Below are 16652 nucleotides of genomic sequence, written 5' to 3' on the forward strand. Positions count from 1 at the left end.
CGGATGATTTATCTGCGTTTTTGTTGGGATTTTGCAGTCTGTAGATTGGCTACGATTGCAGTTTTTTGAGGGTTTCTAGGGCTTGTTGGGCGCTGTCGGTGTCTCCTTTAGTGGAAAAGAGGTGGGCGGCGTTTTGTATATCTTCAATCGCTTTTGGCCGATCTCCGATTTCTGCACGGGCTAATCCTCGGTTATGATAGGCACCGGCATGATCAAGATGGTGTGTCAGGGTGTGGTTAAAGTCTGCAATTGCACCGGCATAATCTCCGCCGGCAGCGAAGGCAATCCCTCGGTTGAAGTATGCAACGGCATCATCAGGATTAATCTGTAGTGCGTGATTGTAATCTTCAATGGCTGCCTGCCGATTTCCTAGCTCATAGTATGCTAATCCCCGGTTGTTGTGTGCAATTGCATCTCGTGGATTGAGTTGCAAGGCTTGGGTGTAATCTGCAACTGCGTTTTGATATTGTCCTAATAGCCGATACGCTTCACCGCGCTGGAAGTAGGAGTCTGCATCTTCAGGCAGCAGGCGAATTGCTTCGGTGAAGTCTGCAATTGCGCCGGCGTATTCTGCTATGTGAGATCGGGAAAAACCTCGGTTGAAGTAATAAGCGCCCTCGTTGGGATTAATCAGCAAGGCTTGGGTGTAATCCTCGATGGCGGCAGCGTGCTCTCCGAGATTTGAGCGGGCGACGCCTCGGTTGTTATAGACGTTGGCATTGTTGGCATCGAGTTCCAATGCTTGCGTGTAATCTTCAATTGCAGACGGGGCATCTCCGCTATCTAAGCGCTCAAACCCGCGTTTTCGGTAAGCGTAGGCGTTGTTGGGGTTGAGAACCGGATCGTCAAAGCGGTCAATTAAACCTTGGATAATCCGGGGATCGGTGGTGAGTACGCCGACTTCGCGTTCGGGGAAACCGGCACCGGCGCTGAGGAAGTTGTGAGTGGTGAGCATAGCACTGGTGCTATCACTCACTAAGTAGTTTTCGTTGGTTCCCAGAACTTTTAACCGCAGTTGGCTGGGATATTTGCTCTGCAACTGTTCCAAGTCGTTGAGCGCGTCATACAAAGTATCGCTCTCGTCGTTGCTTTGCCACTGCCGGTCTGTTTTTCGCGGAAACTCACCGCTATCAATATCTTTGAGGTTGCCCCAGCCAATATCTAGCCGGCCATTTCGCTCTAGAAATGCCTCAAATTTCCTCAGCAAGTCGCCATCGAGGCTGGATCGGCTCACCCAAGGGCAAACAACAATCAGTCGCTCTTGGGTGGTTTCTAGGGCTTCTTCCAACACGGCTCGAATCCCCGGACGGTCAAATACTAACTTGAATTCCCAAGTTTGTAGGGCTTTGAGCAGCTGGTTAATCTCACCCAACTGATTTTCCACGGCTTGAGTCACCAACAGTTGAATATTGGCAAGTTCGGTGGTTGCGCCGGCTAACCCGCTCTCGACATCTGGATTCAATCCAGACGCGACGGGTAATAGTGCCGACATACCTAGCGAGGGAAAATCTGAGGTAGGACGGTTAGAAACCGTCTCCAAATCTGTTTGCAGTCGGGTGATCGCTTCCTCTAAAGCGGCGATGTGCCCGGTTTCTAAGCGATCTAGGGCGGCGTGCAATCCGGAGATATCTCCTTGCAGGGAATCGACATCAACCGATTGGATCTCGGCAATGCGACTTTCCATCTGAGATTTCGCTTCCGCAACTGCTTCGGCAATCTTAGTTAAGATGCTTTCCACCTCAGTCAAATCGGCAGATCCAGTCGATGCCGGCTCAGAGGAGTAATTTTGCGTTTCTACGTTGATGCGCCGATAAAGTTGGGTGAGGGATTCGCGCAACTCTTCTATCTGCTGCCTTTCGGGACGCTGGTTAAACTGCTCACTCAGGGCGTTGAGGGGTTCTTGCAGTTCCGCACTGATGCGCTCTTGAAGTTCTACGGGCAAGGTTTCAACTTGTTGTTGCAAGGATTGAACGTCTTGGCGCAATTGCTGCCAATCTGTATTCGCACCGGCTGTTTGTTGCCGCAGCTCACTGACTAACTTCTGGATGTCTCCCAGATGTTGCTGAACTTCGGCTTTTGTCGCCAAATGCTCTAGAGAGCTTTCTAGCTGCCCCAGAGCGCTTCTTAACTCCCCCAACTGCTGCTCTACCTCCACAGAGGCGGGTGCAGATTGTTGTTCGGCGAAGGCTGTTTGCAGATAAGCGATTCTTTCCCAAGCCTCGGTGATGGCTCTTTCCAACTCGTCTATCTTCGCGGCAGATGGGCTGCTTTCTAGGCGTGTGGTGACGCCGGCAACCGATTCTAGCAAGCCGGCATACTGTTCTCTCAACTCCAAAAGGTTGCCCGGTACGGGTTCGAGATCAGCGAAATTGTGGATTTCTGCTTCTAGCTGGGCAAGCCGGTTTTCCATCCGGGCTTTTGCTTCTGCGACGGATTCGGCGATTTTGCCTAAAACTTCTTCAACGCCGGTGAAATCTACGGGTTCTGGCAGCGGTAAGTCATCGATACGCCGGTTGAGCGCATCAACGACTCCTCGGACTTCTTCTATTTCCAGTCGGCTGTCTACCGGCACAATTGCTGCTAAAGGCTGGTTGACTTGCGCTCTCAAGTTGTCCAGTTCGGCTTGAATTTCGGCGACAGTTTCCTCTAAGGCTGTGGTTGTTGCTGCTTGAGGGGCGGGATTTTGGATAGTGCGCTCTAATTCGGCTAAGGCACTCCTGAATTCCTCAATTTGCCCCTCAATGGCGGGGTTTACCGGCATGGGTTGCTCCACGCTCTCGGTTGGCAGGGTTTCGATTCTTTGCACCAGTTGGGCTAAGGTTGTTTCTAAATTGTCTAACCTTGATGCCGGTGGCAAACTGTCGAGTCGTGCAATTAAACCGGCAATGGAGGCGAGTAAGCTGGCATACTCGTGTTGCAGCTGAGCAACATCTTGCCCCAGGGGGTTGATTTCTCGCGCTTCCAACTGGATGAGTCGGCTTTCTATTTGCGCTTTTGAGTCGGCAACAGATTGGGCGATTTTGGCTAGGACTTCTTCAATGCCGGCTAAATCTGCGGTTTGAGCAGATGCCGGTTGATCCACACGCCGGTTTAACTGGTTGAAGGATTCTCTGAGTTCGTCTAGCTGCTCGGAGATGCCGGCTGGCAATGTTACCCCAGTGCGTTGCCTGAGCTGCGATCTCAAGTCGTCTAATTCCAGTCGCATATCCTCTAGCGCATTGCTTAGGGGAGCGAGTGCTTCGCTGCCGGCTACATCTGCGGTTTCAGCAGATGTGTTAATACTGCCGGTTTCTACACGCTGAGTTAGTTCGCTTAAAGATACCCTGAGTTCGTCTAACTGCTCGGAGATGCCGGCTGGCAATGTTACCCCAGTGCGTTGCCTGATCTGCGATCTCAAGTCGTCTAATTCCAGCCGCATATCCTCTAGCGCATTGCTCAGGGGGGCGATTGCTTCGCTGCCGGCTACATCTGCGGTTTCAGATGTGGTAGTGCTAACGGTTTCTACACGCTGAGTTAGTTCGCTTAAAGATGCTCGCAGTTCCTCTAACTGCTCGGAGATGCCGGCTGGTAATGTTACTCCGCTGCGCTGCCTGATCTGCGATCTCAAATCGTCTAATTCCAGCCGCATATCCTCTAGCGCATTGCTCAGGGGGGCGATTGCTTCGCTGCCGGCTACATCTGCGGTTTCAGCAGATGTGTTAATACTGCCGGTTTCTACACGCTGAGTTAGTTCGCTTAAAGATGCCCTGAGTTCGTCTAACTGCTCGGAGATGCCGGCTGGTAATGTTACCCCACTGCGCTGTTTGATTTGCGATCTCAAATCGTCTAATTCCAGCCGCATATCCTCTAGCGCATTGCTCAGGGGGGCGAGTGCTTCGCTGCCGGCTAATTCTGTGGTTTCACCAGATGTGTTAATGCTGCCGGTTTCTACACGCTTAGTTAGTTCGCTTAAAGATACCCTGAGTTCGTCTAACTGCTCGGAGATGCCGGTTGGCAGTGTTACCCCGCTACGCTGTCTGATCTGCGATCTCAAATCGTCTAATTCCAGTCGCATATCCTCTAGCGCATTGCTCAGGGGGGCGAGTGCTTCGCTGCCGGCTACATCTGCGGTTTCAGCAGATGTGTTAGTGCTAACGGTTTCTACACGCTGAGTTAGTTCGCTTAAAGATGCTCGCAGTTCCTCTAACTGCTGGGAGATGTCGGCTGGCAATGTTACCCCACTGCGTTGCCTGATCTGCGATCTCAAATCGTCTAATTCCAGTCGCATATCCTCTACCGCATTGCTCAGTGGGGCGAGTGCTTCAATGCCGGCTAATTCTGTGGTTTCTGAGCTTAGCGCTGCGGTGGCGGTGAAATTTTCCTTTTCTAAATCAATCCGGCGCTCTAACCCTGCCAGCGCTCCTCTAATTTCTTCTAGCTGCTGTAGGGTAGTGGTTTGTAGTGTTTCGTTGGACTGCCGGTTGACTTGTTCGCTCAATGCGTCTAGCTGCGCCTGGATGTCTGAGATTGCCCCAGCAGCGGGTGCTACGGCTTGCTCAAGCACCTGCATCGCTGCCACTAGGGAGTTAAAATCTTGCGCCGGCACCCGATTTTGGGCGTCTTGCTGGACTTGGGCTAAGGTTGTTCTTAACTGTTCAAGTTGTTGCTCTAGGAGCGAGTAAGCTTGTGCTGTTAGGACTTGCTCTTCTGTTGAGCTTTGAGCTTGCCGGTTTTGTAGGTTGGTTTGAAGTTGGGTGACTTCGTTTTCCAGTTGCGCGAGTTCTTCTGTGGTTCGGGCAAAGGCTTTTTCTAAACCTTCCACTCTTGATGCCGGTGGAAATTCTTCTAAACGGTTGCTCACGGTGGCAACGGCTTCAAGCAAGCTGGAATACTGGTTGTGAATGTGGGATATCTCTCCAGCCGCACTGCCTTCTGCTGTTTCCAGCCCTTCTAACCGGCGCATTTCTATCTGAAGCGCTTCTTTAACGCCTCTGAGTTCTTCATGAGTGGGCAATCTTCTGACTGAGGCGCGTAGCGATTCCACCTCGGTGGAAAGTTGCCGGTGAATTTGAGTCACGTCTCCGTTTGGGCTGGGCGGTGCCAGTTCCTCTAGCCGCCGCCGGTTTAGCAGGTTCAGTAACAGCGACGCAGACACCGGCGCTGCTGCGTACACCAGCTGCTGCGACAGCACTGCAACAGCCGATCCAGCGATTGAACCAGCAATGGTGATATATTCTGCAATCTCTAGCCAGCTGTTTTTCATAATTCACCTACTTCTAGAACCCCATCACATTTTGCCTGATAGTTGCCTTCTATTTTGCCTCAATCGCGCAGCCAAATCTTGCCGAGTTCATTTTGAGATTTTCTGAGGTCTTTTCCTGCATTTAACTTGCATTATGAATTTATAGCAGATTTTCGGATAATTCCCGTATATTCTTATACTCTAATTTACATATTTTTCAAAGTTTTATTTAAAATATCTCACTTAAGCTAATTAACGCTCTCATCAATAATTCTTTTAAATGTTAAACAATTAAAAACCGCTGAGATCCGGATGCCAAAAAGTAACGCGCTCCCTTGAAGAGTTATCACCCCCTACAGCCTAGTTCCCTAAAATCTGTGGTTTCCAACCATGTTACAGGATAGAAATGGCTAACGAAAAAATTGAGCGATTGTTCTAATTTGAGAATAATGCAAGATATTAAAGCTTTTTAACTTCCTCCCAAAGACTTAATTTTTGCTTTCGTAACCGGCTCAATCTTCGAGTAGCGGTTCAGAAGGTTCTTCTGCATCGGCAAATTGGTCGAGGGAGGTTGGGATAAGCCGGCTGTTTGGTAAATTTAACGGTTGGGCTTCGTCAAAGCGTTGGATCAATTCTTCAATGATCCGGGGATCAGTGGTGCGAACTCCCACCTCTGGGCGATCCCGTTGGGTGCCGGCATTAAGAACATCATGACTGCCCACCCAGGCAAAGGCGCAATCGCACACTAAAAAATTCTCATGCGTCGCCAATCCTTTCAGCTTAAAGCGATCCGGATATTCTCTCACGAGCTGTTGCAACTGATGGATGCCGGCGGCATATTCTGCCGGCGTTTCCACATCCGTGGGTTGTCCCCAGCCGATCTCAACGCAACAGTTGCGATCTAGCAGTGCCCTAAAGTGACGCATCATGCTGTCATCAAGCCGGCTACGCCTCAGCCAGGGACAGACGACGATCAGCCGGTCTTGGGCTTTTTCCAGGGCTTCTAGGAGCAAAGAGTGACTGCGTTCGCGCTTCATCACCAGCTCATATTCATAAGGCTGCTGAATGACTTGAAATTGCCGTTCAATCTCCTCCATGAGATTATGACCGGCAGCCTCAACTTGAGCGGGAATGCTCGCAATCGCAAGTTCTACCTGCTTTTGTAAATCTACCACCGGCAGTTGTGCTTCACTGGGTGGGGGCAGCCGGTCAAGGTATTGTTGCAGCGCCACAATCACGCGGGCTAAATTTTCAATCTGCTCAAGTTCAGGCCGGCTTGTAAATTGCTCTCGCAAGCCGTCTAACTGAATTTGAATGGGTGCCAGCCATTTTTCTAGGGTGGTTTGCCGGTTTTTCAGTTGCTCAATTTCTGAGAGTAAGCCGGACAGATCCCGCCCCGGTTCAATACTTTGGGCTTCGTGTTCCAAGCGTTGAATCACAGAAGTTAACGCTTCTGCCCACTGCTGTTTTGCCGCATCGAGGCTAGAGAGTTGCTCGTTTAACTGAGTGATCGCTGCTGTGGTTTGTTGGCGAGTCTGTAGCTCAAACCGCTGCCGGTTTGTCCAGTTGAGCAGCAGCGACAGCGACAGGGGCGCGACTGCATAGGCAAGTTGCTGGAAAAACACAGCCGCAACCGATCCCGCGACTGAGCCGGCGAGGGATACAAACTCTGCAATTTCCAGCACATTACGGGTTTTCACGAACTTTGTTTAATCTCGCTGCCAAATTTTGATTGTGCCGTTGGCGCTGCCGATGGCGAGGAGTTGACCCGAAGGGCTGATGGCTAGGGAGATCGCGGGTTTGCTATCCTCTGCCAGGGTGTGCACTCGCTTGCCGGATGCCCTATCCCAGATTTTAACGGTGCCGTCGGCACTGCCACTGAGCAGGGTTTGCCCATCGGGGGTGAATGCGACCGAGTAAACCGGCCCGGAATGCTCGGCGAGGGTGGCGATTAGATCGCCGGTGTCCAACTCCCACAGTTTAACGGTGCCGTTGCCGTTGCCGCTGGCGAGATATGACGTATCGGGACTAAAGCTGAGTGACCAAACAAAATCTAAATTTCCCGTGAGGGTGCCGATATGTTCGCCGGTGTGCATTTGCCACAGATGGATCAGTCCGTCGCCGCCGCCACTGGCGAGAAATTCCCCGTTCGGGCTAAATTGCAGGGCGTAAACCGGCCCGGAATAATCCGTGAGCCGGCTTTGCAAGACGCCGGTGTTCAATTCCCACAGCTTAATCGTTTCGTCAAAACTGCCACTGGCAAGCATTTTACCATCGGGGCTGATGGTGATGGAGCGCACGGAGCCGGAATGGCCGGCCAGGGTATCCATCAATTCCCCGGTTTCTAGCTTCCACAGTTTGATTGTCTCATCCCAGCTCCCGCTCGCCACAATCTGACTATCTGGGGTGATGGCGACGGAAAAAATGCCTTTGGTATGAGCCGATAGGGTATGTAGCAACTCGCCGGTGTACGGCTGCCAAATTTTCAGGGTTTTGTCAAAACTGCCGCTGACCAAGTGCTGGCCATCGGCGCTAATCGCCAAGCCACTCACCCAGTCGGTATGTCCGGTGAGGGTACGCACGCAGCGCCAGTTTTGATTGAGGGATTGACTGACAAAGCTGGGCAGGAGAATGGATTTTGCGGTGGGTTGGGGCGCGGTTGCTTCGGCTGTCGCGGTGGGGGCTGCCGGCTCTTTTTGGGTCGATTCTGGGGCGGCGGATTTTTTCTTTTTGGAGGCGCGGGGTTGTTCGGCTGCCGGTGCCGGTGGCTGTTGCTTGTCGTCCCACCGGCGCTGCATGGCGGTTTCTATTTGGTTAGCCAAACTAGCAAGGCGTTCCGACAACTGGGCCATCGTCCGTTCCAAGCGGTCAACCCGTTCTACAACGGATGAGCTATTGAGATAGTGAATAACGCTGCTGACAGATTCCTGCACAGTGGCGCACTCTTCTTGTAGCTGGGCGATATTTTGATAAATTGGGTTCAGGTCGGGCGCTTCCTGTTGCGAAGCAGGTTTTTTTGGCATCTCGGTGCTTCCTGTAGGATAGGTCTGGGTGCCACGAGCGCTATCAGGCAGTGGGGAGGAAGCCGGTATTCCTGGCACTGAGGCTTGTAGCAGTTGCATCTCTTCGGAAAATTGCTGCTGCACCCGCATAATAGCCGCCGACGTCCGCCGTGAATTGAGCCGGTCGTAGCGGTAACGGTTGAGCAGGTTCAGCGCGACGGAACTCGTTAGGGGAACAACGGCAAAGATGATCTGCCCGGATATTACAGCCGCAATTAACCCAACGATTGAGCAAATGAGTGCGATATACTCTGCTATCTCAAGCCGATGAGAAGTATTGCACAGTTTAAGAAAGCTGAAGAAAGCGTTCTGAATCATTGCAGTGATGGACGCGCTAAGGCTCATCGTTACTTACCTGTTCCAAAAGCCTTGAATGTTTAGGATAAGGATGTCTAAATTGGATCGGATGCTGGCCTCCTGGGGGGATTTCGCGATGTTTAAATTCTCCTTTTTAGCCTAGCGCTGTTGGGGCGAAAAGTATAAGTGTTGGCTGTTTGCTTAAGCAGTGTGACTGATTTGAGGGTGCGGTTGCAAATTGTTATTTGCGGTGAACCTGAAACCATTTGTCAGCGATCACCCATCTCATTCGAGATTTTATGGGAGTGCTTCAAAATCGGTGAATTCCTCTCTCCCTCTCTCTTTCCCCCTCTCTCTACCTAAAAATTTAGTGGAGTGCCGGTTTAATAAACCTCCGCCCAATCTACAACTGCAAAATTAGTCGCGCTAAGTTGAAGTAAATAACGACGCCCAACACATCAACGGCTGTGGTGATAAATGGGGCCGACATCAACGCGGGGTCTAGTTTCAAGGAACGAAAAATAAACGGCAGTGCCGAACCGGCAATGGATGCCAAAATGGCGATTGCCACTAGACTAATTCCGACTGTAATCGCGACTAACACACTTTCTTGGAGGAAGGTTGCCCAGACAGTTGCGATCGCCCCCAGCATTGCCCCTAGCAATGCCCCAGCCATTGCTTCTCGGATAACGACCTGGACGGGTCCCATTGCCCGAATTTCATCGGTATTTAAACCCCGAATCACGACGGTGGAGGACTGCGCCCCGACGTTGCCGCCGGTGCCGACGAGTAAGGGAATAAACGCAGCTAGCGACACCACCTGCTGCAAAATTCCTTCTTGTGATTTGATAATAGTGCCTGTGACGGTATTGGTTAGTAGCAAGACTAACAGCCAGAGCACTCGTCTACGGGCGACGGTAATTAAATTTGTCTGGAAATAATTGTCTCCGTCGGACTGCACGCCACCCAAGGCATAAATATCTTTGGTGGTTTCTTCTTCTAAAATATCGATTACGTCATCAACGGTGATAATGCCCACTAGCCGCTGTTCGCGATCCACCACCGGCACCGCTAAAAAGTCATAGCGCTGGATGAGTCGGGCAACTTCTTCTTGATTATCACTGGTGTTGACTGAGACGACCTCGCGGGTCATAATTTCCCCAATCGTCTGGTCTGGCTGGGAGGTGACGAGATCCCGCAGGGACAGAATGCCGGTGAGCCGGCGGGCAGTATCGGTGATATATAGGTAATAAACGATCTCTGTGACGGGCGCTAAGGCGCGAATCCGTTCCAGGGTTTGGCTGACGGTAAAGCTTTCTTTGAGCGAGATATACTCTGGCGTCATAATCCGCCCTGCTGTGCCGGCTTCATAGCCTAATAGCAGTGAGGTTGCTTGCCATTCCGATGGCGACAGTTGTTCGCCTAAACGCCGGACAACGGTTGCCGGTAGTTCATCAAACAGCCGCGCTCGGTCATCGGGCGACATTTTATCGACAATGTCGAGCACTTCCTGGCGCTTGAACTCCTCCAGCAGCAGTTGTTGCACGCTGGAGTCGAGATGTTCGTAAACTTCAGTTGCTTCGTCTTTTGAAAGCAAGCGGAAGGCGATGACTTGCATCGCTTCTGGCAAGCCTTCGATGGCTTCTGCGATGTCTGGCGGCTGCACCGGCACTAAAATCGCTTTCGCGCCTTTGAAGTCGCCTTGTTGTAGCAGCGCTTGTAGCTGCGATCTCACTAACTCCCGCAGTTCGCGCCGCGACATGGCGTGGATGGGAAAGGATAGATTGTTATTCTCTGTCAAAACTGTCCCTCCTAATCCCGTCCTACATAGGTTGCTGCCTTTAGTCTAGAGTTGTCTGGCTCTTCAAGGATCGCAACTGCTTTAATTGAGTCTGCCTTGAGCCTTCTGTTTTGGTTGCCTGAAGCGGCGTTTGCCCTTAGGGCTTTCCCGGCGCTGATGGCTGAAGTTGTCAGCTAGATGCTTCTATTAAACCTTATGACACGCTTGAGTGAACGCGTTGCCCTTGCCGGTTATGCTCAGGCTACCAGACTGTACGGTAGCATAGCGGGGTTCTTTTGCTACATCCGCTGCCCTTGATCCGGATGCCGGTGAATTTTTAACCGAACTTACGCATTTCTCTCACTTCAGCGCATGGGGAAAGCCGGTTAAAAAAGGATGGATTTTCCCCTCATAAGGTTACTATTTGGTATTGACTATCAAAACCTGCATCTGCTGGCTTGCTAACTGTCGGTAAAAATCAAACTGCGAATACCTAGAGTAAACAATGAAGTGGATTTTTAATCAAGCACAGAAAATATTTTCCGAGTGTTTCAAACTTTTGAACGCCCGCCTGTTTGATATCGGTGACAAAAGTTTTTCTCTTGGTTTAATATTCCAGCTTATTCTTTTAATTCTCATTGTCTTTCTTATTTCTCGCGCCTTCAGCGTGTGGCTAAAACATCGGCTGTTAATTCGCATGGGATTCGACCGGGGCAGCCGAGAAGCCATTGCCGCAGTCATTAGCTATTCGCTGACTGCCCTAGGCTGTTTAATTGTTCTGCAATCAGTCGGGATTAATTTCAGCTCAATCGCAGTCTTAGCCGGCGTCTTGGGAATTGGCTTAGGTTTTTCCTTGCAAAATTTAGCGAGCAATTTTATCAGCGGTTTAACACTTTTATTCGAGCGACCAATTAAAGTTGGAGATTTTATTGAAGTTGATGATTTATTAGGAACGGTTGAAAATATTTCGATTCGCTCTACAATTGTTCGTACCATAGATGGAGTATTTGTGATTGTTCCGAATATTCGGTTTGTTGAAAATAATATTATTAACTGGAGCTATCGTGATCCTAAATGCTGCATTCATATCCCCGTAGGAGTTGACTACGGAACTGACCCGATTCTCGTCACAGAGGCATTGCTCGCCGCTGCTAGGATGGAATCGAGTGTATTATCCTATCCTTCTCCGAAGGTGTGGTTTAAAGGATTCGCTGAAAGTGATTTGAAATTTGAACTTTTAGTTTGGATAGATCAGCCTCATGAGAGTGATCCGATTAAAAGTGCTTTGCATTTTCGCATTGAACATGAATTTCGTCATCGAGGAATTTCAATTCCTTTCCCGCAGCGAAATTTGTATATCCGCAATATAGATGAACTGGGTGCTTTGTTTAATAAAAGCAATCCTGATGAAGCAACGAACGGCAAAATGCCGGCTCAACATCCCACTCCCGCACCCCCTACAAATTCATCGCCAAAATCACCGAATAATTGGACACTCCGAGATTTATTGCGGCGCGTGACTTATTTTGAGCAATGTTCGGATTTGGAATTACGGCAATTGATTGAATACGGATACCGGCAACTGTTTCCTTCCGGCCAAGTTGTTTGCCAAGAAAATGGCCCCGGAGAGTCTTTTTATATTATTCTCACCGGCTCGGTTGAAGTCTTTTCTCAAAAAATTGGAAAATACATCGCTACACTTCATGAAGGTGAGTTTTTTGGGGAGATGTCTTTGCTGATGGGAACGCCTCGCTCAGCAAGCGTTCGCACCTTAGAAGACTCGATTCTTTTTGTTGTAGAACGTCACGATCTCCAGAAACTTTTGGTGGGGCATCCAGGTTTAGCCGATCAGCTTGCTCAAAAATTATCTGAACGCCAACAAGCACTCCGCAATTTAGGATTATTACCCGAAGGTTCTTCGGAAGAAACGCCGTTTATTTGGGTTCGCAAACGACTGCAAACTCTTTTTGGCATTTAAATGAATTAGTTGAGCCGGTTAAAAATCCATACCTTTATTGGGTTTGGAATGATGTGCCGGTGAGTCCCACTGCTGTCAGTCCACCTTCTCTCCCCTGCGCCCCTAGAAACCCAGCGCCTAGCTTCTCTTCGATGGCTAGAACCTTTACGCTACAAAGCTTTTAGCTAATTTTACTGAGAAACTTGACTAAAAAATCAACATCAGTTAGTATAGGTGTGTTGATAAAAAAGTCAACACGCTCTAAATCAAGCTTAGGCTCGCTAAAAATCCCCTCACATCACAACATTATCCGAGGAAAATAAATATGAACAAAGTGGCAGCCAAAGACAGTAAAGCCAAAATCATCGAAGCATTTAATCAACTGATCGCTGAGCGCAAAAAAATCGACTCAAAAGTAGCAACGAAAGAAGAAGAAGCGGCGAAAGAACAGAATAAACAGCTTCTTGAAGTTGCTTCCACCTATACTATTGATAGCATTGTTAAAGGTCTTGCTGATCTACAGTTAGAGTTTGGCAGCATTGTCACCGGCTTGTCAGAAAAATTAGCTACAGAAACCTCAAAACTTGACGAACTTAAGCGAGCGCTAGAAATTGAAACTCAGAACTTACAAGAGTTCCAGCAAATCAGAATTGTAGCAGATGCCCTGCATATTTTAAATCAAGAACACCAGGCAACCTTAAAAGCCTTAGAACAAGCGGCATCCGCTCACCGAGAAGCGCTTGAAAAAGACAAAGCTGAAAAGAAAAAGGCTTGGCAGAAAGAGGGAGAGGAATATGAAATCTCCGTTCAAGAACAAAATGAAATCTTAATTAAAGAGCGCCGGCAGGAAGCAGAGGATTATCAATATAAAATCGAACGCACGCGCAAAATTGAAACAGATGAGTATGAAGATCGCGCCCGGAAACAAGAAAGAGAGTTGCTTGCAACTGAGCAAGCCAATCAAAAACAATGGACTGAGCGTGAAAAAGTATTGGCGGCGAATCAAAAATTATTTGAAGAATACCAACAAAAAGTAGCAACGATGCCAGAAGAATTGAAGAAAGCGGAAGACGAAGCCCGGAAAAAAGCAATTGAAGAGGTTAATCGAGATGCGAAAGTAAAGGCTGATTTATTTAAGAAAGAGTGGGATAAAACTGATGAAGGTTATCAATTAGAAATCCAGTCTCTAGAAGAGACAATTCAAAGGCAATCCGAACAAATTGCGGATATTTCATCCCAACTTCAAGCGACGCTGAAGCAAGCACAAGACCTCTCTATGCGAGCGTTTGCGACTTCTTCCAATAATACGGGTTCTCAGGAAAAAGCAAAAAGCTAGATATCGGGAGTAAAGGCGAGTTTTTTCTTCGTTTCTTTATCAAAGCCGCCGGCACATCTATTCGGTGCGATTGTCTTTCCCTGTTTACCCTTCACTTTACCCCTTTTGGAGATCAATTATGACGAAGAAGATCAACACGAAAAGTACAAAAGATGAAATTCTAAAAGCATTTGAAGAACTAAACCAGGAAAAAATAGCGATCAAATCTGAACTGGATAAACTGCAAAAAGAACAGAAAGCAGCCACTTCTCAAAAACCGATTAATCAACCGCAGGGAGAACCCCAAAAAGTGATGAATCAAGGCCAGGTCGCTCAACAAAAGATGAATCAAACGATTGAAAGTCTGGCCAAAATTCAATTAAATTTAGGGAGCGCTGTCAGCGAGTTATCTGAACAACTGACTTTAGAGGCTTCTCAACTAGCAGAAGTTCGGCAATCTGTAGCAGCGGAACTTAAGCAATTAGAAGAACTGCACGAGCTGCAAGTTACGGAAGATACTTTAGAGACATTAATTCAAGAATATGAAGAAAGCTCTAAAGAGTTTTATGAAGAATTAAGTCAAAGCCGTGAGACTGTTGAACAAGAAAAGCAGGAGCAGAAAAAGGCTTGGGATAAAGAGCAAGAAGAATACAAACGAGCGATTAAAGAGCGCAATGATTTATATAGTACAACGCGCCACCGGGATGCTCAAGAATATCAATACGAACTCAAACTTCAACGTCAGCTCAATACAGATGAATATGAGTTGCAGCAAAACAGCTTGTATACAGAACTAGAAGAAATTAAGAAGATAAAAGAGAAAGAATGGGCTGAGCGGGAAAAACAAATTGCCGAACGCGAGAAACAATATGAAGAAGCAAAAGCTAAGGTAGAAGCTTTTGCTAAAGATAAGGAGGCGGCAATTAAGAAGGCAACCGAAGAAGGCAAAGGAATTGGCCACTATCAAGCGAAGGTTAGTGCTGATTTGTATGCTAAGGAAGTGGAAGGTCAAAAGCGTTTATATGAATTGAAAATGCAGTCTTTAGAACAGACAATTCAAACTCAGGACTCGCGGATTCTTAGCCTTTCCAGACAGCTTGAATCTGCGCTCAAACAGGTGCAAGATTTAGCAGTGAAAGCAATTGAAGGGTCGTCGAATATGAGTTCTTCTCAGGTTCTCAAAGAAATCGCCTTGGAACAAGCGAAAACTCTGCAAAAGAGTAAATAATAGAAAGAGCAGGTTGAGGTGACACGGATAACTTTTCACAACTCCTTTTCCTCTAATGATGGCCCACATTAAATGAAGGGTTCCGTTTAACTAGAGATTGTAGCGAGAATCGAGAATAAATTCTCCAAACCGGCCTCAAGAAAAATTTGGGTAATGCCAGCCTCCTGACGAAGGAGGATTTTTTTTGGAAAACAGCCATTCCCATGTGCTGTCTTGTCAGGAGAAGTATTGACAGTTGTTGAATGCTTCTCGCATTTGCCAATATATTAGTATTTATATTGAACGCCATCGGTCGCGAAAACCCTTATTATGCCTTCTTACCCTGGAATCTCTAGCGAAGCCTTTCGTCATCCCCTTGATCGCGAAGCTGAGCAAGCTTTACGCAGTTTACCGGGCTTTGATATGGTGGCCCGCAAATTTGTAGAATTTGTTTATGAACGCCCCCAGTTCGTTTTTTTAATGGGCAACAGCATTCAAGTGGGACCCCGCCAGTATGCTAGCCTGTATAATATATTTCGGGAATGCGTGCGGGATTTAGATATTTACCCTGAACCTTCATTATTTATCGCTCAAAATCCCCAGGCAAATGCTCATGCAATTGGGCAAGAACAGCCTTCTGTAATTTTAAATTCTGGCCTTTTAGACTTACTAACTGATGAGGAAATTCGGACTGTAATAGCTCATGAATTAGGGCATATTAAATGCGGTCACACGACCTTAATTCAGATGGCGCGGTGGGCAATGGAAGTTGCTTTTTTTATTGGGGATTTGACGTTTGGAATCGGCAATATAGTGAGTCGGGGGTTGATTTTAGCGTTTTATGAATGGATGCGAAAAGCAGAATTGTCTGCGGATAGAGCGGCTTTTTTGGTTACGGATAATTTGAATCCGGTGATGCTGGCAATGATGAAGCTTGCCGGCGGCAGTGTTCGACACAGTAACGAGTGCAGTTTAGAGGAGTTTCTCCGTCAAGCCGAAAGGTATCAGCAACTCGACCAAGACAGCTTGAATCAAGTGTATAAGTTTTTGCTTTATAATAACATCGCTCAAAATGTGTTTCTCAGCCATCCTTTCACGGTTGAGCGGGTTCACTATTTGCAAGAGTGGTCAAAATCGGAAGATTACCGTCAAATTCGTGCCGGCAATTATCGCCGCGCAAGCGCTGAGGGATCGGTTGAGGTGCAATCAGAGACATCCAGCAATGATAATGATGTGGATGTATTGCGCCGGCAGGTTGAGGAATTGCAACGAGAAATTAATCGGGTGAAATCTCAGCGATCTCAAGATCAGTAGTATTCGCTGATTGGCTTCTGCAAAGTAAGCAATTGAAGACAAATAACCGCTGAAAATTCCGCATTATTTCCCCAACCGGCCTAGAAAAACGCCCAATTGAACACAGATGAGTCCTAGAAAAGCACTGCCTATCCAATAAAAACCGGCTGTCAGAAAGTGCTGATTGCGTAATAAGACAACACTCTCTAACCCATAGGTGGAGAAAGTTGTGTAAGCCCCCAAGAAGCCGGTGGTAACTAACAACCGCACTTCTGGGGGAATAGTTGTCAGCCGTTCTAAAGCTAGGGTCATAAATAAGCCCATGCCAAAACAGCCGGTGAGATTGATAAAAAAGGTGCCGTAGGGAAAGCCGGTGCCGAAACGCTGTGCAAACCACAAAGTCAAGTAATAGCGACTGAGGGCACCGGCAATCGCGCCAAAACTGATAGCGATAGGATTGCGAATTGCAGGATCTTGAAGCATGGACTTGGCTGCCGGTTCGTGAGGGCAGTAGAAATTA

General features: G+C 48.2%; 9 protein-coding genes. 4 read left to right on the top strand and 5 right to left on the bottom strand.

The genetic code is table 11. From position 1 onward, the window contains the following. Positions 1–49: 49 nt before the first annotated feature. From H6F73_RS17940 to mgtE, 4 genes are all read right to left on the bottom strand, one after another. The gene (locus H6F73_RS17940; RefSeq protein WP_190760153.1) at positions 50–5242 is read right to left on the bottom strand and encodes a tetratricopeptide repeat protein; all 5193 of its coding nucleotides are present in this window, start codon (positions 5240–5242) and stop codon (positions 50–52) included. Positions 5243–5733: 491 nt separating this feature from the next. After that, complete coding sequence (locus H6F73_RS17945) at positions 5734–6921, bottom strand: phospholipase D-like domain-containing protein (protein WP_190760154.1); 1188 nt, start codon at positions 6919–6921, stop codon at positions 5734–5736. A gap of 9 nt (positions 6922–6930) precedes the next feature. Then, entirely contained in the window at positions 6931–8628 is a 1698-nt protein-coding gene (locus tag H6F73_RS17950) for a WD40 repeat domain-containing protein (RefSeq protein ID WP_190760155.1), read from the bottom strand. A gap of 355 nt (positions 8629–8983) precedes the next feature. Next, positions 8984–10342, bottom strand: a complete 1359-nt coding sequence (gene mgtE / locus H6F73_RS17955; protein ID WP_190760607.1) for a magnesium transporter — start codon at positions 10340–10342, stop codon at positions 8984–8986. A gap of 523 nt (positions 10343–10865) precedes the next feature. Here mgtE and H6F73_RS17960 point away from each other — a divergent pair. From H6F73_RS17960 to H6F73_RS17975, 4 genes are all read left to right on the top strand, one after another. Further along, positions 10866–12338, top strand: a complete 1473-nt coding sequence (locus H6F73_RS17960; RefSeq protein ID WP_190760156.1) for a mechanosensitive ion channel domain-containing protein — start codon at positions 10866–10868, stop codon at positions 12336–12338. A gap of 304 nt (positions 12339–12642) precedes the next feature. Beyond that, the gene (locus H6F73_RS17965; protein ID WP_190760157.1) at positions 12643–13653 is read left to right on the top strand and encodes a hypothetical protein; all 1011 of its coding nucleotides are present in this window, start codon (positions 12643–12645) and stop codon (positions 13651–13653) included. A gap of 118 nt (positions 13654–13771) precedes the next feature. Next, the gene (locus H6F73_RS17970; protein WP_199330661.1) at positions 13772–14860 is read left to right on the top strand and encodes a hypothetical protein; all 1089 of its coding nucleotides are present in this window, start codon (positions 13772–13774) and stop codon (positions 14858–14860) included. Between the two features lie 309 nt (positions 14861–15169). After that, complete coding sequence (locus H6F73_RS17975) at positions 15170–16153, top strand: M48 family metallopeptidase (protein WP_190760158.1); 984 nt, start codon at positions 15170–15172, stop codon at positions 16151–16153. Between the two features lie 63 nt (positions 16154–16216). Here the strand turns inward: H6F73_RS17975 and crcB are convergent, their stop codons facing one another. Beyond that, positions 16217–16615: a fluoride efflux transporter CrcB gene (gene crcB, locus H6F73_RS17980; protein WP_190760159.1), complete on the bottom strand. Its 399-nt coding sequence runs from the start codon at positions 16613–16615 to the stop codon at positions 16217–16219. Between the last annotated feature and the right edge of the window lie 37 nt (positions 16616–16652).

This window comes from Microcoleus sp. FACHB-68 (assembly GCF_014695715.1).
Classification (GTDB): Bacteria; Cyanobacteriota; Cyanobacteriia; order Cyanobacteriales; family Oscillatoriaceae; genus FACHB-68.